20 protein-coding genes are annotated in these 20,564 nt (G+C 59.0%); 4 read left to right on the forward strand and 16 right to left on the reverse strand.

Annotation, left to right across the window (positions count from 1 at the left end; all coding sequences use genetic code 11):
- Positions 1–196: 196 nt before the first annotated feature.
- Positions 197–922, forward strand: coding sequence for a PAS domain-containing protein (locus QPL96_RS14180; RefSeq protein WP_303287965.1), 726 nt, complete (start codon positions 197–199; stop codon positions 920–922).
- Between the two features lie 30 nt (positions 923–952).
- On the forward strand, positions 953–1,795 hold the full coding sequence (locus QPL96_RS14185) for a methyl-accepting chemotaxis protein (RefSeq protein WP_303287966.1): 843 nt from the start codon (positions 953–955) through the stop codon (positions 1,793–1,795).
- Between the two features lie 396 nt (positions 1,796–2,191).
- Here QPL96_RS14185 and QPL96_RS14190 read toward each other — a convergent pair whose 3' ends face one another.
- The 4 genes from QPL96_RS14190 to mpl form a co-directional block, all read right to left on the reverse strand.
- Entirely contained in the window at positions 2,192–4,075 is a 1,884-nt protein-coding gene (locus QPL96_RS14190; protein ID WP_303287967.1) for a hypothetical protein, read from the reverse strand.
- Between the two features lie 151 nt (positions 4,076–4,226).
- Complete coding sequence (locus tag QPL96_RS14195) at positions 4,227–5,366, reverse strand: acyl-CoA dehydrogenase family protein (protein ID WP_303287968.1); 1,140 nt, start codon at positions 5,364–5,366, stop codon at positions 4,227–4,229.
- Positions 5,367–5,488: 122 nt separating this feature from the next.
- Positions 5,489–6,136, reverse strand: coding sequence for a flavin prenyltransferase UbiX (locus tag QPL96_RS14200; RefSeq protein ID WP_303287969.1), 648 nt, complete (start codon positions 6,134–6,136; stop codon positions 5,489–5,491).
- Between the two features lie 46 nt (positions 6,137–6,182).
- Positions 6,183–7,577, reverse strand: a complete 1,395-nt coding sequence (mpl, locus tag QPL96_RS14205; RefSeq protein ID WP_303287970.1) for a UDP-N-acetylmuramate:L-alanyl-gamma-D-glutamyl-meso-diaminopimelate ligase — start codon at positions 7,575–7,577, stop codon at positions 6,183–6,185.
- Between the two features lie 155 nt (positions 7,578–7,732).
- Between mpl and QPL96_RS14210 the strand changes: the two genes are divergently transcribed.
- Entirely contained in the window at positions 7,733–8,995 is a 1,263-nt protein-coding gene (locus QPL96_RS14210; protein ID WP_303287971.1) for a 6-phosphofructokinase, read from the forward strand.
- Between the two features lie 112 nt (positions 8,996–9,107).
- On the opposite strand, the gene QPL96_RS14215 is transcribed toward QPL96_RS14210, so the two are convergent.
- A complete protein-coding gene (locus tag QPL96_RS14215) occupies positions 9,108–9,362 on the reverse strand; it encodes a GrxA family glutaredoxin (RefSeq protein ID WP_303287972.1) in 255 nt (84 codons plus the stop codon).
- A gap of 213 nt (positions 9,363–9,575) precedes the next feature.
- Between QPL96_RS14215 and QPL96_RS14220 the strand changes: the two genes are divergently transcribed.
- Entirely contained in the window at positions 9,576–10,019 is a 444-nt protein-coding gene (locus tag QPL96_RS14220; protein WP_303287973.1) for a YqaA family protein, read from the forward strand.
- On the opposite strand, the gene QPL96_RS14225 is transcribed toward QPL96_RS14220, so the two are convergent.
- From QPL96_RS14225 to QPL96_RS14275, 11 genes are all read right to left on the reverse strand, one after another.
- The gene (locus tag QPL96_RS14225) at positions 9,959–11,404 is read right to left on the reverse strand and encodes an AarF/ABC1/UbiB kinase family protein (protein ID WP_303287974.1); all 1,446 of its coding nucleotides are present in this window, start codon (positions 11,402–11,404) and stop codon (positions 9,959–9,961) included. The two genes, QPL96_RS14220 and QPL96_RS14225, sit on opposite strands and share 61 nt — an antisense overlap.
- Before the next feature lie 98 nt (positions 11,405–11,502).
- On the reverse strand, positions 11,503–12,141 hold the full coding sequence (gene lipB, locus QPL96_RS14230; protein ID WP_303287975.1) for a lipoyl(octanoyl) transferase LipB: 639 nt from the start codon (positions 12,139–12,141) through the stop codon (positions 11,503–11,505).
- Between the two features lie 5 nt (positions 12,142–12,146).
- Positions 12,147–12,416 carry a YbeD family protein gene (locus QPL96_RS14235; RefSeq protein ID WP_303287976.1) on the reverse strand — a complete coding sequence of 90 codons (270 nt, stop codon included), beginning with the start codon at positions 12,414–12,416 and terminating at the stop codon, positions 12,147–12,149.
- 30 nt (positions 12,417–12,446) lie between these two features.
- Entirely contained in the window at positions 12,447–13,613 is a 1,167-nt protein-coding gene (locus tag QPL96_RS14240) for a D-alanyl-D-alanine carboxypeptidase family protein (RefSeq protein WP_303287977.1), read from the reverse strand.
- A gap of 57 nt (positions 13,614–13,670) precedes the next feature.
- Positions 13,671–14,561, reverse strand: coding sequence for a septal ring lytic transglycosylase RlpA family protein (locus tag QPL96_RS14245; RefSeq protein WP_303287978.1), 891 nt, complete (start codon positions 14,559–14,561; stop codon positions 13,671–13,673).
- 124 nt (positions 14,562–14,685) lie between these two features.
- Positions 14,686–15,828 carry a rod shape-determining protein RodA gene (gene rodA, locus QPL96_RS14250; protein ID WP_303287979.1) on the reverse strand — a complete coding sequence of 381 codons (1,143 nt, stop codon included), beginning with the start codon at positions 15,826–15,828 and terminating at the stop codon, positions 14,686–14,688.
- Entirely contained in the window at positions 15,828–17,723 is a 1,896-nt protein-coding gene (gene mrdA, locus QPL96_RS14255) for a penicillin-binding protein 2 (protein WP_303287980.1), read from the reverse strand. The genes rodA and mrdA overlap by 1 nt, the downstream gene beginning before the upstream one ends.
- An 8-nt stretch (positions 17,724–17,731) precedes the next feature.
- The gene (gene rlmH / locus QPL96_RS14260) at positions 17,732–18,202 is read right to left on the reverse strand and encodes a 23S rRNA (pseudouridine(1915)-N(3))-methyltransferase RlmH (protein WP_303287981.1); all 471 of its coding nucleotides are present in this window, start codon (positions 18,200–18,202) and stop codon (positions 17,732–17,734) included.
- Positions 18,203–18,204: 2 nt separating this feature from the next.
- A complete protein-coding gene (rsfS, locus tag QPL96_RS14265) occupies positions 18,205–18,555 on the reverse strand; it encodes a ribosome silencing factor (protein WP_303287982.1) in 351 nt (116 codons plus the stop codon).
- Positions 18,556–18,625: 70 nt separating this feature from the next.
- Positions 18,626–19,276 carry a nicotinate-nucleotide adenylyltransferase gene (gene nadD / locus QPL96_RS14270; RefSeq protein ID WP_303287983.1) on the reverse strand — a complete coding sequence of 217 codons (651 nt, stop codon included), beginning with the start codon at positions 19,274–19,276 and terminating at the stop codon, positions 18,626–18,628.
- 5 nt (positions 19,277–19,281) lie between these two features.
- Positions 19,282–20,538, reverse strand: a complete 1,257-nt coding sequence (locus QPL96_RS14275; protein WP_303287984.1) for a glutamate-5-semialdehyde dehydrogenase — start codon at positions 20,536–20,538, stop codon at positions 19,282–19,284.
- Positions 20,539–20,564: the final 26 nt, after the last annotated feature.

The raw sequence follows: 20,564 nt of genomic DNA on the forward strand, positions 1-20,564 counted from the left end.
AACCAGCTAAGGATTTCGTTTTTATGGTCTTGACCGCACTTCTGGAGAGTTTGGATGAATCCATCAATCTCATTGTCGAGTACTTTCGCAGATCAACAACCAACATGCAGTGATCCACAGCATGATCTAAAGCGTAGAGGAATCCGTAAAAATACTGATAGAATATCCATCATATTATTCTTAAAGAGGTTGAACCTTGAGAGCGAACCACCCTGTTACCAACCGGAACATACCCGTCAGTCGAAGTGCCAACATTCTTTCAACAACAAACCCGAAAGGTCAGATCACCCATATCAACGATGAATTCGTCGCAATCAGCGGCTTCTCGAGGGAAGAGTTGATTGGCCAGCCCCACAATATCATCCGACACCCGGATATGCCCCGAGCGGCCTATGAAGAGATGTGGCGCAGGTTAAAATCGGGTGAGACTTGGCTGGGCGCCGTCAAAAACAGATGCAAGAATGGCGATCACTACTGGGTCAGAGCCTACGCCATCCCCGTCATTGGAAAAAATGGGGAGCTCGTCGAGCTGCAATCCATCCGCTCTCAGCTTGATTCCAAAGCCGAATCCCGCGCTGAAAAGCTCTACAACAGACTGAGAAAGAATCAGCCAAATAAAGGTCCCATCCAGGCAGCGAGCCTTCGGCGCGGGGTGTCACTGCACACAAAGCTGATCACAATGATGGCCATCAGTCTGGCTGTAGCCAGCGTCGGACAGTTTTTCGCCGCATCCCTCCTGGCCATTCTGACAGTCTGGGTAGCCACATTTCTGGTCAGCGCCTCTGCGATTATTGCCGTCACCAGGCCGCTGCGACAATGCGTCAATCGCGCCCGAGACGTTATCAACGATACAGTTGCTGAACACATTTTCACCGGCAGAGTAGATGATATTGGTTCTCTCGATCTGGTGATAAGTCAGTAACAAGCGGAACTCGACGCCATCGTCAAGCGAATGGACGACGTTATCGGCAAACTTCAGAGTGGCGCGGAACAATCCATTGCCCGCAGCAATGACGCTCACGCAGCGGTTCAGGAACAGTCTACCGCCACAGATACCATTGCCTCGGCCAGCGAGGAAATGTCTGCTACGTCGCGAGAAGTGGCAAGCAACGCATCCGGTATGCTTGACCAGGTGCGAATGGCCAATGATCGAGTGGCCAGCGGCCAGGAGCTGACGCAAGAAACGCGGAACAGTATGGATTCACTTTCCCGGGAACTCAAGGAGGCCTCGCACGCCGTGGGACAACTGACAGAGGCGAGCAGAGGTGTCACCCAGGCTCTGAGTGTCATTGGAGACATTACAGAGCAGACTAACCTGCTGGCTTTGAATGCATCCATCGAAGCGGCTCGGGCTGGAGAGGCCGGCCGGGGTTTCGCAGTCGTCGCCGATGAAGTTCGCAGCCTCGCCTTGCGAACAAAGACAACGACCGAACAAATCAACGAAACTCTTAGCCGGTTTCATGAGACCGTTTCGAATGCCACTCGATCCATGGAGCGGTGCGACAGCTACGCACAGCAAACGGTGGAAAATGCCATCAGCTCCGAGAATACCCTTGCCGAACTTGTCACATTTATTGAGCGGATTTCCGAAGCCTGCGACGGGACCTCGGCGGCGGCGGAACAGCAGCACAATGCGTCTGCAGAGATATCAGGCAAAATCGTGAGCATAAATGATCTGGGTGATACCGCCATGGCAGTCGTCAAGGAAGCTCAGGAGTCCATGCAAAAACTGAAACATCAGATCGGGGAAGTGGCGGGCCTCGTCTATCGTTTGCGGCAAAGGAACGGTGCCTGAGACCGTCGCAGTCCGGGATGGAACAGGGTACTTTCAATGATCGACACATGGGCATTCTGTTGCCCATTCACTTCAAGCTCAACCGCTCCATGGAGAGGCATAAGAATTGCCCCAGAATCAGAAGCTCGAACTTCCAGTCACGACCTGAAGCGTAGGTCGCCAGTTTTCGAATTCCCGGGTGACCAGCCGAAGGTAATACTCCAGGAAGGAAAACCGACCGCTGGCAGATGACAACGGCATGCGGGCGTACCCTTTGCTAAGAGCATTGAGTATGCAGGATAAGGAATTTACAGATAGTTACATCATTACAGCATCCAATTTCTGCAATCCCATGTTATAAAAGAAATTATTCCGAAACTTAGCTCAAAAAACTGACGCCCTACCTGTCGGGCAGCATCACTCAAGCAATCCCACAAGATAATCGGACAACCTCTGATAACCGTACTCCACCCGCGCATACGCCGAACTGGGCACCCCCTCAAACTCACGGCCACAGTCACCGGCAGAGTTGTAGCGTTTGAGGTAGGCATCTCGGATTAGGTTAGGTTGCTGGAAAACGAAGCCTGGACCACCTGCCGCGGGGTAATTCATCACCCATTCGAAACTGCCATCGCCGTTCACACGGGCTAGCTGGAGAAGATCCGGATTAAGGAATCCATAGCGCAACAGTCGCAGATTCGGTTGCTCAGGCCCGGAAAATTCACGTCGATCAAATTCCAGAACCGGGTCGGTAAAACCGGCAGGCTGGGGTTCATAGCCTGAGAACTGGTATGCCTGATAGGCGGTAACCACCTGGCTCAGGTCCGCGGCATCGGCCTGTGGGCTGCAGCTCTCGATACCGGCGGCAAAGGTCACAGCTTCCCGTTCGCTACCGCTCTGCCACATCCGGTAACCCGGGAACACCTGTGGTGCATTGGCGGTTTCCGGAACGAGCCTGCGGGTCATTCCGCCAACGTGTTGGGCAACAAGCTCCACCAGATTCCCACCCTGAATGGTCCAGCTGTAGACAACCTCCGGGTTGCCCCCCAGCTCGGTTGAGTCCGCAGAAACACCTTCATGGTCGTGGCAGGTGGTACCGGTCTCAAAATATATCCGCTGATTGTCCCAGTCAAAAACCAGTCTCTCATCGGTACCTTCAATGTCGAAATTGATCCGGCTCTGCTCCGAGAGCGCGACGGCAGGAAGCCACTGGGTCTGAAGTTTCGCCATGTAGCCATTCACACTGATCAGCCTTGCCAGTTCAGGCATGGAGGGTGCCAGGCATCCATTCGCCGACACCGACAAAAGCCGCCCGCCCTCAGTGTAATCAAACGTAAGTTCAGCGGAGATCAGAAGGCCGGAGCGGCTCGCCGGCAGGAAATCCTGGCTGGCGGGCTCGGCATAGATTTTCTGGTTCGTAAGCAGGACCGGATCGCTGAGATCGACACTGACCTCGGGGAGCTCAAGGGCATCGACGTCAATATTCGCGTAACCCCCTTGTTCGGCCGCATCGACCACGGCGATGATAGCTTCCGCATTCTGAACCAGTGACAGACCCAGCAGGAACACGGCTTCCTTGTTGAGAAGGCGCTCCGTGCCAACACTGCCCTCTGCCGCCAGCAGATCGTTATAGGCGGCGGGGACCTGGCTGGCCATGAACCTTGCCAGGGCGCGGGCGTAGGCGTGGGCGCGGTCATCCCCAACGAGGATGTAATCCCGCACCAGGTTGAGATCCGCCAGACTGGCGGCCGCTCCGGCCGGATTCTCAAGAAAAGAGCCAAGACCCGCCAAACCCCGGTAGTGCGCCAGGGTCGTCAGTGGCGTGACGTTCCGGACCCCCGGAGGCGCCGACATTATGTAGGCGCTGGCCACCGGAACCTCGCCGTTGCGGGTCTCTTCAAAGGTTTTGCCGGGCAGGGCCACGGCATACAGGGGGTAGTCCCTCGGATCGATATCCGGGCCTACCGACGGCTCCAGTACCAGTTCCGAGATATCCATTGCAAACCGGCCACCCGGACCGCTCAGTGCGGTTGGTTCGCCGGCATCGAGGGTGACTTCCCGGCCATTTTCGAGTTCGATAACAAGGGGCCCCGGGGTGGGCTGACCGTCACCATCCATATCCAGCCAGACCCGGGCGTTGTTCAGGTAGCCGTCGATGACCTTGCCAGTATAGGGCGCCGGCTCACTGTACCCCACCCCATCGAAGTCCCGACCGTCCACAGGCAGCTGGTCGGACTCCTCGCCACAACCGGCCAGGACGAGGGGAAAAACAGCAACAGACAGGTAAATGAGGTATTTCATCGCGGCAACCGTTTATCCTTGTCAGAGGTTGTGCCGCTACTTTAGGGGATGTGCTTGCCGGAGACCTTGACAGGCTTGGCAATTTGTAAAGTTTGGTAACCGACTGGCCCCGGGGGCGCATACACTCCGGAGCCAGGGAGCCGTGCCCTGCTCAGAGTGAGCGGGCGACGATTTCCTTCATGATCTCGTTGGTGCCGGCGTAGATGCGCTGCACCCTTGAATCCGCCCAGGCGCGGGCAATCGGGTACTCCCACATATAGCCGTAGCCACCGTGAAGCTGGACACACTCGTCCATCACCTTGCATTGCAGGTCGGTGGTGAGCTGTTTGAGCATCGCCGCCGTCGGAGTGTCGAGCTTCTTCTCCAGGTGCAGTTCCAGGCAACGATCCGTGAACACCCTGGCAGCGGTGATTTCCGCTTTCATTTCCGCCATCTTGAACCGGGTGTTCTGGAACGCGATCACCGGCTTGCCAAAGGCATTGCGCTCTTTCACGTAATCCAGGGTCCATTGCCAGGCCGCCCCGGCTGCCGCAACGGCACTGAGAGCCACCTGCAGACGCTCTGCCGCGAGCTCCTGCATCAACTGAAAAAAACCCTGGCCTTCGCCCGGGCCGATCAGGTTCTTCGCAGGCACTTTCACATCCTGGAAAAAGAGTTCGGAGGTGTCCTGGGCCTTCATGCCCACCTTGTTGAGGTTCTGGCCTTTTTCGAAACCTTCCCACCCGGCTTCCACCATGAACAGGCTGATGCCCTTGGCACCTTCCCTGGGATCGGTTTTGGCGACAACAATGACCACGTCGGCCAGTTGGCCATTGGTGATGAAGGTTTTGGAGCCATTGAGAACGTAGTGATCGCCGTTTTTGACTGCTGTGGTTTTAACGCCCTGCAGATCCGAGCCGGCGCCTGGCTCGGTCATGGCAATGGCTCCAATCATCTCACCGCTGGCCAGTTTGGGCAGGTAATGGTTTTTCAGCTCATCGGAGCCATAGTTGAGCACGTAGGGCGCCACGATGTCCGAGTGCAGGCCCCAGCCAATACCGGTCAGGCCGGCTCTCGCCACCTCCTCAATCAACACCGCACTGTAGCGGAAGTCCGCGCCCACGCCGCCGAATTCTTCCGGCAGGCACGGGCAGAGAAAGCCCAGCTCGCCGGCTTTCCGCCAGAGCTCGCGGCTGACCTGGCCGTCCTTCTCCCACTGGTCATGGTAAGGCACGGCTTCCTGCTCAAGAAACTTGCGGACAGAATCGCGGAAGCCTTCAAGATCGGCGTCGAAGAGAGTGCGTGGAATCATGGTGAACCTCGGTGAATAACCTGTGTTGTGATTGTCGTTCACCAAGTCTCGGCCCGGAGGTCCGTTTGCTCAATGATGAAAAGCATCAATCGGGCTGGCCAAAACCATCGCCAGGCGCAGCATCAGCTCTTGCGCTTGTCCTCGGCACGGGCTTCGCCCCAGCGGGGCATCAGGTCCTGGGGAAGGTTCAGATGGTCAAGGATGCGGGCGACAATGAAGTCCACCAGATCCTCGACAGATTGCGGTTTGTGGTAGAAGCCGGGGCTCGCCGGCAGGATCACGGCACCCATGCGGGTCAGCTTCAGCATGTTCTCCAGATGCACTTCCGAGAAAGGCGCTTCCCGGGGTACCAGTATGAGGGCGCGCCGCTCCTTCAGGGCAACATCACCGGCCCGTTCGATCAGGTTGTTGCTGGCCCCGGTCGCCAGGGCCGAGATTGTGCCCGTGCTGCAGGGGCAAACCACCAGCGGGGCTTTTTCCCCGGAGCCGGAGGCCGGCGATGCAAACCAGTCTTCCCGGCCGAACACCAGAACCTGGCCAGGCCCGGCGCCGGCGTAGGCAGACAGTGTCTCCTGCATGGCCGGCGGCGCCCCCGGCAATTTCAGGTCGGTTTCCGTGGCAATCACCACCTGCGCGGCCCGGCTGATCATCACGTTCACCCGGCAACCGGCCGACACCAGGCACTGCAGCAGCCGCAGGCCATACTGGGCACCAGACGCGCCGGTCAAGGCCAGGTTAACGGTTGATGCCCGGCTCTGGTCGTTGGTCATGGATTCCGCCACTCGTCAGTCAAATGAAGTCTCCGGCCACGCCGGATCAGCCACGAATACGCTCAAGCTCGGCAATGAGTTTACCGTGAATGCCGCCAAAACCACCGTTGCTCATGATCACAATGTGGCAGGGGCTGGGCAGATCTGCCAGTACCCGGGCGATCAGATTCTCCACAGAGGCTTCAATCCGGTGCAGATCAGACCCCGCGTTGCCTTGCTGCCAACTGGAAACCAGCGCCGGCAGCCAGTCCATGTCATTCAGGTTGGCCCACAATACCTGGTCGGCCGCCTTGGCGCTGGACAGCAATGCCTGCTGGTGGACACCCTGCTTCATGGTGTTTGAGCGCGGCTCAATCAACGCCAGTATCGGCTCGTCACCAACCCGGTTTCGCAAGCCTTCAAGGGTGGTGGCAATGGCCGTCGGGTGGTGGGCAAAATCGTCGTAGACGCGCACGCCGCCGATATCGGCCAGCAATTCCATCCGCCGCCTGACGCCGGAGAACCGGCACAGGGCCGCCACCGCATGATCCGGGGTGACGCCGACATGGCGGGCGGCGGCAATGGCAGACAGGGCATTGCGGACATTGTGCAGGCCGGTCTGATCCCACTTCAGCGTCGCCACCGGCTGTTCGTGGTGAATCACCAAAAACCGGCTGCCGTCCTCGGAGAGCAGTTCGGCCCGCCAATCCGACATGCGCGGGGTCTCGCTGCCAATGGCGGTGTCCTGCACCTGGCTCCAGCAGCCCATGGCCAGGGCATTATCGAGATGGCCATCCACCGCAGGCCGGACAATCAGTCCCTGGGAGGGGACAGTTCGGACCAGGTGATGGAACTGTCGCTCAATGGCTTCGACATTCTCGAAGATATCCGCGTGATCAAACTCCAGGTTGTTCAGGATCAGGGTGTGTGGTCGGTAGTGGATGAACTTGGAGCGCTTGTCGAAGAAGGCGCTGTCGTATTCGTCCGCCTCGATGACAAAGAAGTCACTGCGCCCCAGCCGCGCCGACACCGGAAAGTCCCTGGGCACACCGCCGACAAGATACCCCGGCTCAAACCCGGCCTGATCCAGTACCCAGAGCAACATAGACGTCGTTGTGGTCTTGCCATGGGTGCCGGCCACCGCCATCACCCAACGGTGCCTGAGCACTTCCCGGCTCAGCCACTCGGGGCCGGACATATAATCAATATTGCGATTGAGCACCGCTTCCACTTCCGGATTGCCACGGGTCATGGCATTACCGATCAGCACAAGATCCGGCTTCGGCTCCAGGTGATCCGGGCTGTACCCTTCCATCAGGCTGATGCCCTGGGCCTCCAGTTGGGTACTCATGGGCGGGTAAACGCCCTGATCCGATCCGGTCACTGTGTGGCCCAGCTCCCGGGCCAGAACGGCCAGGCTGCCCATGAAGGTGCCACAGATTCCGAGGATATGAATGTGCATTCGACCACTGCCCCCTGTATTGAAACCCGACAAGCCTCCCGTATCCGCCCCACCCCGTCAAGAGCCGCGCTATCCGCAATCCTGCCCATGAAAATTGCCGGCGTTTGGCGTATCATCTGCGCCATTGTCGAACCAGCAGGAGGCTCCAGCCCGAGATGGCCATCAAGAACGCATTCTACGCTCAGTCCGGCGGTGTCACCGCCGTCATCAATGCCAGTGCCTGTGGCATCATCCAGACCGCCCGCAAGCATCCGGGCAAAATCGGCAAGGTATTCGCCGGACGCAACGGCATTATCGGGGCGCTGAAGGAAGAGCTGATTGATACCAGCCTTGAGAGCGATGATGCCATCCAGGCGCTGATTCACACCCCCGGGGGCGCATTCGGCTCCTGTCGCCACAAGCTCAAGAACATCTCTGAGAACCGTCGCGAATACGAGCGTCTGATCGAAGTATTCCGCGCCCACGACATTGGCTACTTCTTCTACAATGGCGGCGGAGACTCCCAGGACACTGCCTACAAGGTTTCCCAGATTGCCGACAAGATGGGCTACCCCATCACCTGCATCGGGGTTCCAAAAACCGTGGACAACGATCTGCCGTTCACCGACTGCTGCCCGGGCTTCGGTTCGGTGGCCAAATACATTGCCACCTCAACCCTGGAAGCCAGCCTCGACATCAAGTCCATGTGCGAGACGTCCACCAAGGTGTTCATCCTGGAGGTGATGGGGCGCCATGCCGGCTGGATTGCCGCATCCGGTGGACTGGCCGGACAGGGCGAGGGCGAGCCGCCGCACATCATCCTGTTCCCGGAAATCCCGTTTGATCGCGAGAGTTTCCTGGCTCGGGTCGATCACTGTGTGAAGGAATACGGCTACTGTGTTGTCGTCGCCTCCGAAGGTGCCCAGTACGAAGACGGCCGATTCCTGGCCGACGCCGGTGCCAAGGATGCCTTTGGCCATACCCAGCTTGGCGGGGTTGCGCCCGCCCTGGCGAATATGGTCAGGCAGGCCCTGGGCCACAAATACCACTGGGCCGTGGCTGACTACCTTCAGCGCAGTGCCCGCCACATTGCCTCCGCCACCGATGTGGAACAGGCCTATGCCGTGGGCAAGGCCGCGGTGGAAATGGCCCTGGAAGGCAAACAGGCACTGATGCCGACCATTGTTCGCGAACAGGCGAAGCCCTACCGCTGGAAGATTGGCGAAGCGCCCCTGAGTGACGTGGCGAACCAGGAAAAGAAGATGCCGATTCATTACATCACGGACGATGGTTTTGGCATCACCCAGGATTGCCGGGACTATCTGGAACCCCTCATTTTCGGGGAAAGTTTCCCGCCGTTTGACAACGGGCTGCCGCGGGTTGCCACACTGAAGAATACTCTGATCGAAAGGAAGCTGAAAACCGGGTTCCAGCTTTAGGCCGGGCACTCACAGCCCCCGGGACGCACTGGAAAGGGCCTGTCAGTTGATCTGCAAGGCTTTTTTCGGTTTTCGGGGAACACCAGTGTGTTCTGTGCGCACCGCTGCGCCTTTAGCGCGCCAGCCCCGCTTCGTGTTGATGCACATAGGCATGGAACTGGTCGAATCCGCCCACATACTGGTCACCGACGAGAATCTGGGGCACGGTGCGCACCGGCCGGCCGATTTTGTCGGCAATATCCTGTTTGCTCATGCCTTTCTCGATCATATCGACCCAGACATAGGTGATGTTTCTGGTCTCACACAGGTCCTTTGCCCGAACACAGAATCCACAACTTGAACGGCCGTATATCGTGACCCGCTCCATAAAGACCTCCGAAACGTCTGTAGCGATCAGTTTTGAGATGAGTAAGACAACGGCAGGATGATGACACGGCAAGCCGGAATTGAAAATTGATGCTTTGAATCGCCGCCATAGTAACCACAATGCTGGCCCATAATCAGGAGCATTGACACAACAGGCGCCTGGGAGTCTGCGGGGTGCTGGAGGTTCCGTTCATCACAGATCAAGGAGGGCCCGGTGGCCTACCTGACGCTATTTCTGACGGCATTCGCCGCCGCCACACTGCTGCCCGCCTACTCGGAAATCCTGCTTGGCACAATGGTCACCCAGGGTTATTCCTGGTGGTGGCTCTGGTTCTGGGCAACGCTGGGCAATACGCTTGGCTCGGTCGTTAATGGGGTTATCGGCCGGCAAGTGGACCGTTTTAAGCACAAACGCTGGTTTCCGGTCAGCGAACTGCAGCTGCACAAGGCGCGGAACCGTTTCAATCGTTATGGCCAGTGGTCACTGCTGATGGGCTGGCTGCCCCTGGGAGGCGACGCGCTGACCCTGGTGGGTGGCATTATGCGCGTGCCCTGGCTGAACTTCGTTATTCTGGTGGCTATCGGCAAGGGCGCCCGCTACGCCTTCGTGCTCTGGCTGGTGGCAGAGGCATCCGGGGCATCGTCACCCTCGCCATAGAGGTATTTGCGCAGCAATGGTTCGCCATTGAACTCGGAGTTCAGAACGGCAATGAACGTGTAGACCCCGATCAGCTTGCGGTTCAGGAACACGAATTCCTTGGGAGGCACCCGGAAATACCGGCTGATGGCGGAACGGGTCGCCTGGCGAGCCACCCGGGAAGGCAGGTCACTCTGCTTCCAGCGGTACTGCCCATGACGGTTGACGGCATAATCCGGCCAGGAATCCTTGTCGCTGGACAGGGGTTCGAGTACCGACATACACACCAAACCAAACTTCTGCAGCACTTCCTGCGGCCATTCCGTGCTCATGAACCGCAGCTTCACGCCACCGTCGATCACTGCCTGCAGATCGTTTTCGTACGAGGCCCTGATCATCTGGATCACCGGCTTGAGAAACTTGTCCGAGTATACCTGCACAGCCCCGAAATCGAGAAGGACGATGCGGTCATACCCGGGATCTTCGCCCTCTTCGCCGGCGATCCGGATACGGTAATTGCCAAAGTTGGGATCGGTCTGGATTTCACCCCAGACAAACAGCTCCCGGAAAAACAGCTCCAATGCCGCCTCCCCCAACGCACTGCGGCGTGCCAGAGGCAAGTCTCTGACGGCCTGGGAACTGACCGAGTGGCCGTGCTCAAAGGTCGAGGCGATGACATGCTCGGTTGAGAATTCCGGCAAAACCCTCGGCACGATAAACCGGGGGTCCCCGGCAAGTATCTGACGGAACCTTTCCGTCGTCTTGGCTTCCAGGCGGTAGTCCACCTCACGGTGCATCATCTCGCGGACTTCTTCCAGCCAATCGTTAAACTCCGGGCCAAAACTGACCAGCCTGGCAACCCGGAGCAACTGGGCAACGGCATTCAGGTCGCTGTCCACAGCCTCGGCCACGCCGGGGTATTGCACCTTCAGAACCAGCTCGAGCCCGTCGCTGCGGCGCCAGGCGCGATGGACCTGGCCCAGCGAGGCGGCGCCGATGGGCTCAGGATCCACGTCCAGCCCGGCAAGCCGCTCTGGGTCCAATTCAGCCTTCAGCACCCGCTCAATCGCCGGCCATTCCAGTGAGGTGGTCTGGTCCTCAAGGGTGTGCAGCGCTTCGGTCACTTCCTCGGGCAGAAAATGTTCGCCATACAGAGCCATCACCTGGCCAATTTTCACCACACTGCCCTTAAGCTTACCCAGCTCATCCACCAGAAATCGCGCCTGACTGGAAAGCATCGCCCTGTGGCGCTTTTCCCGGTTCTCCCTGCTGCTGAACCAGTTGGTGGCCATATGCGAGGCCATGCGGGTACCAGCGAACAAACCGGCACGCGTCATGCTCAAGCGGCGTTCAAAGCTGCCTGTCTTGATGCGGGAGACCGAATTTCCTGAGCGTCTGGATGACATGAATAACCTGTTCGGATCAGAGAATTTCACCAGGTTTGGCGGCTCACGCCATTATACGGCCAGTCCGGTGGGCTGACCTAACCGAAGCGACGGTTGGACTACCAGCCCTGACGGAACTCAACCTCTGAGCAGCCAAGCCCCCCGGCCAAATGCTCTGCCAGGCGTTTCTGGACATCCGCAACCCTCGCACCCGCAACGAAATCGCGCAGCTGACACATGGCCATGCCAGCGTAACCGCAGGGATTGATGCGCTGGAAAGGTTCCATGTCCATGTCCACATTGAGGGCAAGCCCGTGGAACGAGCAGCCCCGGCGCACGCGCAGGCCGAGCGACGCGATTTTCGAATCGCCCACGTAGACCCCCGGTGCATCAGGTCGCGGTGCGGATTCCACACCCAAACCGGCAAGGGTGCGGACGATGGCCTGTTCAATCTCATCCACCAGGCTGCGGATACCCAGTTTTTTCCGGGACAGATCGATCATCAGGTAAACCACCAGCTGGCCCGGGCCGTGATAGGTCACCTGGCCGCCGCGGTCTACCTGGATCACCGGGATATCACCGGGCGCCAGAATATGCTCGGCCTTGCCCGCCTGGCCCTGGGTATAGACACGGGGATGTTCAAGACACCATAGCTCATCGGCCACGGTGTCGTCCCGGTTGGCGGTGAAGGTTTTCATGGCCTCCCAGGTTTCCGGATAGGGCTGTTCTCCCAGGGAGCGGACGATCAGTTCAGCCATCTGGATCACAGCACCATGTGCACGCGGCCACTGGCCTTGAGCTCGTCAAACAGGGCTTTGAGCTGAGCCTCACCGGTGGCCACGATTTTCAGCTGCACCGATGAGAAGCGGCCCTTGCTGCTCTCATTCACCGAAATATCGGTTTCGCAAATCCCCGGCGCGTGCTGTTTCACGACCTCGACCACGAACTCAGTGAAATCCGGTGCAGAACTGCCAATCACCTTGATCACGTAGTCGCATGGAAACTCAATTTTTGGCGCTTTCGGCTGACTCATGCCGTTTCACTCCCGGGGACCGACGGCACCCTACTGAAATAACTGAACGAAAAAGAGCTTTATGGCATCCCAGATGCGCTTGAAGAAACCACCCTCGGGAACGTCGGTCAGAGCCAGTACCGGCTGGTCAACCAGCACGTCACCGTTATACGACACCTTGACCTGTCCCAGCTCATCCCCCACCTTGATGGGCGCTTTGATCACCGAATCAAGGTCTACTGTCGACTCAAGGCTGTCCCTGGAGCCCCGGGGAATGGTGACGTAAACATCTTCCGCCATGCCGATCGAGACCTCATCCGCCTGACCGCCCCAGACCCTGGCCTCGATCAGTTCCTGTCCGGCCCGGAACAGACGCTCACTCTCGTAATAACGGAAGCCGTAGTTCAGCATCTTCTGAACTTCCTGTGACCGGGATTCAGCGCTGCCTGTACCCATGACCACGGCAATCAAACGGGTGTCATTGCGCTTGGCCGAAGCCACCAGGCAGTAACCGGCCTCTTCAGTATGGCCGGTCTTCAGACCATCAACACTGTTGTCCCGCCACAGGAGACTATTCCGGTTCGGCTGACGGATGTTGTTGTAGGTGAAATGCTTTTCTGCGTAGATCGGGTAGTTTTCCGGGTAATCGTTGATGATCGCCCGGGCCAGGATCGCCAGGTCGTAGGCGGTTGAAAAATGATCCGGAGACGGCAGCCCCGTAGCGTTCTCGAAATGGGTGTCTTTCATGCCCAACAGCTGCGCTTGCTGGTTCATGATATCAACAAAGGCACCTTCACTGCCGGCGACGAATTCGGCCAGGGCCACGGAGGCATCATTGCCGGACTGGATAATAACCCCCCTGAGAAGATCCTCGACGGCAACCTGGGTTCCTTCCTTGACAAAGGTGCGGGAACCTTCTGTTTTCCAGGCCTTGACGCTGATCGGGACCATGTCGGACATGGAGATTCGCCCCTCGTCCAGCTCCCGCTCGACAATGTAGGCCGTCATCATCTTGGTCAGGCTCGCCGGCGGAAGGCGCTCATGGCTGTTCTCTTCCATGATGATCCGGCCGCTCTTCGCATCCATCAGGACATAGGAGCTGCCGGCAATCTGGGGTGGCGACGGGATCAGCACCGACTGCGACATCACCTTGCCGGCCAGGGCGAGCATCAGTACAAAGACAACAGATAGTGTTCGGAAAGCAGATTTTAAGGCCATGGGTCCATTCGTTCGTCGTTGGGTGTGTGTCGTTTTCAGCGTCTTTTTTTGACCAGTTCAGTGTGAATCCGTCAGCAGGATCGACTGATCAAATCCACGCGCCTCCAGGAGACTCTGGGTCTTCCTGGCGGAATCTTCATCCCGGAATGGTCCCACCTGAACACGGTGAAACCGTCCGGAGGCGGTATCGACAGCTCTGACCCGCGCAGGGTTCTCAAGTACTGCCCTTACCTGGCCGAGCAACTTCTCGGCCGGATCGCGGCTACTGAAAGAGCCCAACTGCACGAACAGCGAGCGCTTCTCCATTGCCATCTCACCGCTTGCCCTCACCCGGCTTTCGGTGGGTCCGGCATCCACCGGCGAAAAGGGCTTGCCAGCAAGAAACATGGAGCCATCTGGCTTCACCGTGATGGCGGCAACTTCAACCCTCGCAGTGCCCCGGGCCTGGTAACCCAGCTTTTTGGCGGCCGCGTAGGAAAGATCGATTAACCGGTCGCCATGGAAAGGCCCGCGATCATTAACCCGGACAATCACCGAGCGACCGTTATCAAGATTGGTTACCCGGGCGTACCCGGGGATCCGCAATGATTTGTGGGCCGCAGACATGGCATACATGTCAAAGGTTTCGCCGTTGGAGGTCTTATGGCCATGGAATTTTTCGCCATACCAGCTCGCCGTGCCCCGAGCTGTATAACCGTTGTTGCTGTCGAGAACACGATACTGCTTGCCCCAGACCGTGTAGGGAGACTTATTTCCTGAACGACTGGGCGCTTCGTAAACCGGAACCGCGTCGTTAAGCCCGGAGGTATCAAAATTGCCCGAAGGTGCCCGATCATTCGCCAGGGTATAGCGGGATGAGTGATCCGTCTCGGGCGCAGAAGCGCACCCACTGAGGATCACTGCCGCGGTAACCGCCAGAACGAACAATAGGGAAGGTTTGCAGTTCACAGTCCGGTTTTCCTCTTGACCACCTGGGCCGCCGTCACCAAAGTTCCGGCAGCGTTGCTCCCATTGTAACGGGTTATCCGAGGCCTTCACCATTACCCGGCCGCCATGGTTGATGGCATTCCGCTCAGGCGCCGATCATGCGCCGGTGAGTATGGATCGACATCAACACTCCGAATGCGGCCATCAGGGTAACACTGGACGTTCCACCATAGCTGATCAGGGGTAATGGCACACCCACCACGGGCAAAAGTCCGCTTACCATCCCGATATTGACAAAGACATAAATAAAGAAGGTCATGGCCAGTGCGCCGGCCAGCAGGCGACCGAAGGAATCCTGGGCCGTGGCTGCGATGTACAGGCACCGGAGTATGATCAGGAAATACAGGGTCATCAGGGCCACCATACCGATAAAACCGAACTCCTCCGCCAGCACGGCAACGATAAAATCGGTATGGCTCTCCGGCAAAAACTCGAGGTGGGACTGGGTGCCCTGCAGCCAGCCCTTACCGTCAACCCCTCCGGACCCAATCGCGGTTTTGGACTGGATGATATTCCAGCCGGCGCCAAGCGGATCGCTTTGAGGATCCAGCAACGTCAAGACCCGCTGCTTCTGGTATTCCCGCATACCAAAAAACCACATCAGTGGCGCAGACACCGACACCATGGCCACAAAAGCGGCGATCAGTTTCCAACTGATCCCCGCAAAAAACACAACAAAAATACCCGCCATTCCCACCAACAGTGAGGTCCCCAGATCCGGTTGCTTCATGATCATCACCATGGGCATCAGAACGATCACAAGCCCCACTGCCACATGCCGGCCGCGCGGAGGCAGAAAGTGCCTGGAGAGATACCAGGCCGCCATCATGGGCACCACGAGTTTCATCAGTTCGGAAGGCTGGAAGCGGGGCAGTCCCGGCAAGGCCAGCCAGCGCTGCGCACCCTTTGCCCCCACCCCCACCAGAATGACCGCAATCAGCGAAATGACCCCGGCTCCGTAGAGCCAGGGCGCCCAGCGACGAAACACCGACGGGTCCAGTTGCGCGAACACGAGCATCACCACGAATGCCACGCCCATTCGGATTCCCTGCGCCTTGACCACTTCCAGGTTCCTGTCTGCACCGCTGTAAAGTACGAACAGGCCGCCAAAAACCAGCAAGAGCAACAACAACAGCAGGATCGGATCAAGATGCAACGCCATCCAGATGCTCCGTTGCCGGCCCAGGGGATTAGTCGCGGTTGGGTCCAGTAACGCCTTGACAGCCATCAGTTCGGCACCTGCGCTTCAACACCGCTGACCAGCGCGCCCTCCGCCTGCCCGGCGTAGTCGAGCAGCCAGGCATCGAACAGGGCACGGGCAACCGGTGCCGCCGTGCCGCTGCCACTGCCACCATTCTCAACAATCACGGCCACCGCAATCTTCGGGTTGTCCACGGGCGCAAAGCCGACGAAAAGCGCATGGTCCCTGAGTCGCTCACGGATCTCTTCCGCGTCGTATTCCTCATCCTCTGCCAGGCTGAACACCTGAGCCGTTCCGGTCTTGCCAGCCATCTTGTAGGGAGCGCCGCGGGCTGCGCCGCGGGCAGTTCCTTTCCGGCCATGCATGACCTCGACCATCGATTCCACCACATACTCCCAGTCACCCGGATTTTTCAGCCTGAGCGGCTCGTGGGTTTCCTCGGGCAAATATTCATCGGCCGGATGATCCCCCTTTATGCCCTTGAGCAACCTCGGCTCCACCCACTTGCCCCGATTGGCTATCAGGGCGGTAGCCGTGGCCAGTTGCAGTGGTGTGGCGAGCATGAAACCCTGACCGATACCAAAGTTCACCGAATCCCCCGGGTACCAGGGCTCATTCTTGACCGCCCGCTTCCAGTCCCGCGATGGAAGCAGGCCACTCAGTGCACCGGAAACGTCCAGGGCGGCGTCCTCCCCGAAGCCGAAGCGGGACAGGTAGCTGTACATGGTGTCCACGCCCATCTCGACGGCCATTTCGTAAAAGTAGACGTCACAGGACTCTGCCACTGCGTCTTTAAGATCCACCCAGCCATGACCACCCGGCTTCCAGTCCCGCCAGAGCCGGCCACCTGCATTCAGACGGAAATATCCAGGGTCCCATATGGTGTATTCCCGGGTGGTGGCACCGCTGTCGAGCGCGGCAACAGCAAGCATGGGCTTGAGCGTTGAGCCCGGCGGGTATTGCCCACGCAGAGCGCGGTTGAAGAGAGGTTTGTCGTTGCTTTCACTGAGCTCGCGGTAATCCTTGACACTGATACCGGTGACAAATTTGTTGGCATCGAATCCCGGCACGCTGGCCAGCGCCAGAATGCCTCCGGTGGCAGGTTCAATCGCGACAATAGCGCCCCGGCGGCCAGCCAGCAGCTCATGGGCACGTTGTTGCAACCTGAGATCGAGATGCAGCTGAAGGTCTTCGCCAGGCACCGGGTTTTCACGCTCCAGAACCCTCAGGGTCCGCCCGCGGGCGTTGGTCTCGACGTGTTGATAACCGACCCGGCCGTGGAGGATTTCCTCGTAAAACCGTTCGATGCCCGATTTTCCGATGTAGTTGGTGCCCGCGTAGTTCACCGGGTCGATACGCTGCAGTTCATCCCGGTTGATTCGGCCGACAAAGCCAAGCGCATGGGCGGTCAGCTCGCTGTACGGGTAATATCGGACAAGCTCGGCACTCACCTCCACACCGGGGAGTTCGTGGCGAAGCACCGCGAGGCGAGCCATCTCCTGCTCATTGAGGTCGTAGCGAAGGGGAATTTCCTGGAACGGCCGCCGGGGTTCCTGAAGCCGGCGCCGGAAGCGCTCCAGGTCTTCCTCGGAAATATCCAGAATAGTGCCCAGTTGCCCGAGAGTGTCATCCATGCCGTCAACACGTTCCGGCACAAGTGTCACACTGAAAACCGGGCGGTTCTCGGCCAGCAGGGTGTTGTTGCGGTCGTAGATAAGACCTCTGGGCGGGGGGACCGACTGGACCTGCACGCGGTTCTTGTCAGACAGGGTTGTATAAACGTCGTGCTCCACGACCTGCAGTTGATACATGCGCGCAAGCAGGCCACCAATCGCCAGCACAACAAGCACCAACATGGCCAGGGTCCGGCGCTGGAACAGCCGGCGTTCCGCCGCCGTATCCTTGAACTCGCCCCACGGCATAGAGCCCCCTAAGCCCGATGGTACGGGTGGTTGCGGGTGATCGACCAGGCCCGGTAAAGTTGTTCCGCCAGGACTATTCGCACCAGAGGGTGAGGCAGGGTAAGGGGCGAAAGGGACCATTGCTGGTCGGCCCGTTTCCGGCAGTCTTCCGCCAGACCGTCAGGGCCACCAACCAGGAAGCTCACATCCCGGCCATCCTGCTGCCAGTTTTCAAGCTGGCTGGCCAGTTTTGCGGTCGACCAGGGCCGCCCGCCAACTTCCAGCGCAACCACCCGGTCCTTCGGGCCCGTCGCTGCAAGAATGGCGTCGCTTTCACGCTGCATCAGCCTGGGAATGTCGGGATTCCTGCCCCGGTGGGCCATGGCTATTTCCACCAGTTCCAGGGGCAGCTCCGGCGGCATGCGGCGGGCGTAATCTCCGAATCCGGTACTGACCCAGCCGGGCATTTTCTGCCCCACACAGACCAGGCGTAACCGCATGATTATTCGCTGCCTGCAACACCAAGATCCGGAGCATCCCGCCAGAAGCGCTCCAGATCGTAAAACTCCCGGGTGGCAGGCATCATGACATGGACAACCACATCGCCAAGATCTACCAGGATCCAGTCACTGACGCCGGTGCCTTCCACGTTGCCCGCGCGAACACCCTGTTCTTTGGCCTCGACAACCACGGAATCGGCAAGGGATTTCACATGTCGGTTGGACGTTCCTGATGCCAGGACCATGAAGTCGGTGACACTGGTTCGGTCACGGACATCAATCACGCTGATGTCCTGTGCCTTCACATCTTCAAGCGCATTTACTACCAGGTCTTTCAGTTGCTCTGCCTGCATAATCACCCTGTTGGACGGGCGTTTGCCCGAATGGCCGCCCGAAATATCATACTCAGACGCGATTGTAGCACTAAAAGTTCCCGCCGGGGCATGCGCCGTAAAGCCCCTGACGGCGAATTTCCCGCCAGACCGTATCGGGCACCAGGTAACGGGGCGAACGGCCGTCGCGGATACGCTCCCGGATTCCCGTGGCAGAGATATCCAGAAGCGGCAGATCCAGTTCAAGAAACCCGCCACAGGGGCGACGGTGCAGCGCCTGCGGACCTGTCACTGCCCGCTCCGCCAGCAGTTGCGCCGGCTTGCCCGACGGGTCCGGCGCCGGGCCAGGCCGGCGAACCACAACCACATGGGCAAGGTCGGGGATTTGCTGCCACTCCCGCCAGCGATCAAAGCCGGCAAAGGCATCGGTGCCGACCACCATTACCAGCGGCTTGTCCGGGCCAAGTTCAGCCCGCAACTGGCGAAGGGTATCGGCTGTGTAAGACGCGCCCTCCCGAGCCAGCTCCCGGTCGTCAATCCGCAACTGAGGCTCGCCGGCAACCGCCAGCCTGAGCAGGCCCAGACGCTGGTCGGAAGACGCGCCGGTCTGCCCCCGATGCGGCGGAATATGACAGGGCACGAGGCTGACGACCCCGACCCCGAGGCGGTCACCAATTTCAAGGGCCAGCCGCAGGTGGCCATGGTGCACCGGATCAAAGGTTCCGCCATAAATCACATGCATGGGCATCAGGTCCGGATATGCCCGTCGCCAAACACAACGTACTTCTGGGACGTGAGCCCCTCAAGTCCCACCGGTCCACGGGCATGGATCTTGTCAGTGGAGATACCAATCTCCGCGCCCAGGCCATACTCGAAGCCATCCGCGAAGCGTGTGGAGGCATTGACCATCACCGAGCTGGAATCCACCTCGGTGATAAACCGGCGCGCCCGGGTGTAATTCTCGGTGACGATGCTGTCGGTGTGCTGCGAGCTGTACCGGCTAATGTGGTCAATGGCGCCATCCAGTCCATCAACTACCCGCACCGCCAGAACCGGGGCCAGATACTCGGCTTCCCAGTCTGCCTCGGTAGCCCTGGCAACACCTTCAACAATGGCACGGGTCTGTTCACAACCGCGAAGTTCCACCCCTTTTTCGACGAAGGCCGGTGCCAGAAGCGGCAGAATATCCTCCGCAATTTCCTTGTCTACCAACAGCGTTTCCATGGTGTTGCAGGTGCCGTACCGCTGGGTTTTGGCGTTGACCGCCACCTTCAGCGCCTTCTCCGGATCGGCATGGCTGTCGATGTAAACGTGGCATACACCGTCGAGATGCTTGATTACCGGCACCCTGGCATCCCGGCTGATCCGCTCGATCAGACCCTTACCCCCTCTGGGCACGATGACATCCACATACGCGGGCATGGTGATCAGCGCTCCCACGGCGGCGCGGTCCGTTGTTTTGATGACCTGTACGGCTGCTTCCGGCAGGCCAGCCTTTGCCAATCCCCCCGCGAGACAGCGGGCAATGGCCTGATTGGAATGGATCGATTCGGAACCACCCCGGAGAATGGTGGCGTTTCCGGATTTCAGGCACAGACTGGCCGCTTCAACGGTCACATTGGGGCGGGACTCGTAAATGATGCCGATCACACCGAGAGGAACCCGCATCTTGCCAACCTGAATGCCCGAGGGGCGGTACGCCATATCAGTAATGGCGCCAATGGGGTCCGGCAGCGATGCCACCTGTTTCAGCCCTTCGATCATGGCGTCGATCCGTGGGGGCGTCAGCTCAAGCCTGTCCAGCATGGCCGCATCGAGGCCATTTTCCCGGCCCCGCTCCAGGTCTTTGCCATTGGCCACAGTCAACTCTTCCCGTTCCGCATCAAGGGCCTCGGCTGTCGCCAGCAAGGCGTGATTGCGAACAGCGGTAGTCGAGCGCGCAACCTGTGTTGCCGCTGCGCGGGCCTGCTTCCCCACTTCAGCCATATACGCTGCAATATCCATTCAGTTACCTTTTTGTTTCCAAAACG

The organism is Marinobacter sp. SS8-8, assembly GCF_030540945.1.
Taxonomy (GTDB): domain Bacteria; phylum Pseudomonadota; class Gammaproteobacteria; order Pseudomonadales; family Oleiphilaceae; genus Marinobacter.

Bases quoted from the DNA above. Each gene is read 5' to 3' on its own strand.
- QPL96_RS14185 (WP_303287966.1), top strand. From the start codon at position 953: ATGGACGACGTTATCGGCAAACTTCAGAGTGGCGCGGAACAATCCATT.
- QPL96_RS14190 (WP_303287967.1), bottom strand. From the start codon at position 4,075: ATGAAATACCTCATTTACCTGTCTGTTGCTGTTTTTCCCCTCGTCCTG.
- QPL96_RS14195 (WP_303287968.1), bottom strand. From the start codon at position 5,366: ATGATTCCACGCACTCTCTTCGACGCCGATCTTGAAGGCTTCCGCGAT.
- QPL96_RS14200 (WP_303287969.1), bottom strand. From the start codon at position 6,136: ATGACCAACGACCAGAGCCGGGCATCAACCGTTAACCTGGCCTTGACC.
- mpl (WP_303287970.1), bottom strand. From the start codon at position 7,577: ATGCACATTCATATCCTCGGAATCTGTGGCACCTTCATGGGCAGCCTG.
- QPL96_RS14210 (WP_303287971.1), top strand. From the start codon at position 7,733: ATGGCCATCAAGAACGCATTCTACGCTCAGTCCGGCGGTGTCACCGCC.
- QPL96_RS14215 (WP_303287972.1), bottom strand. From the start codon at position 9,362: ATGGAGCGGGTCACGATATACGGCCGTTCAAGTTGTGGATTCTGTGTT.
- QPL96_RS14225 (WP_303287974.1), bottom strand. From the start codon at position 11,404: ATGTCATCCAGACGCTCAGGAAATTCGGTCTCCCGCATCAAGACAGGC.
- lipB (WP_303287975.1), bottom strand. From the start codon at position 12,141: ATGGCTGAACTGATCGTCCGCTCCCTGGGAGAACAGCCCTATCCGGAA.
- QPL96_RS14235 (WP_303287976.1), bottom strand. From the start codon at position 12,416: ATGAGTCAGCCGAAAGCGCCAAAAATTGAGTTTCCATGCGACTACGTG.
- QPL96_RS14240 (WP_303287977.1), bottom strand. From the start codon at position 13,613: ATGGCCTTAAAATCTGCTTTCCGAACACTATCTGTTGTCTTTGTACTG.
- rodA (WP_303287979.1), bottom strand. From the start codon at position 15,828: ATGGCTGTCAAGGCGTTACTGGACCCAACCGCGACTAATCCCCTGGGC.
- mrdA (WP_303287980.1), bottom strand. From the start codon at position 17,723: ATGCCGTGGGGCGAGTTCAAGGATACGGCGGCGGAACGCCGGCTGTTC.
- rlmH (WP_303287981.1), bottom strand. From the start codon at position 18,202: ATGCGGTTACGCCTGGTCTGTGTGGGGCAGAAAATGCCCGGCTGGGTC.
- rsfS (WP_303287982.1), bottom strand. From the start codon at position 18,555: ATGCAGGCAGAGCAACTGAAAGACCTGGTAGTAAATGCGCTTGAAGAT.
- nadD (WP_303287983.1), bottom strand. From the start codon at position 19,276: ATGCATGTGATTTATGGCGGAACCTTTGATCCGGTGCACCATGGCCAC.
- QPL96_RS14275 (WP_303287984.1), bottom strand. From the start codon at position 20,538: ATGGATATTGCAGCGTATATGGCTGAAGTGGGGAAGCAGGCCCGCGCA.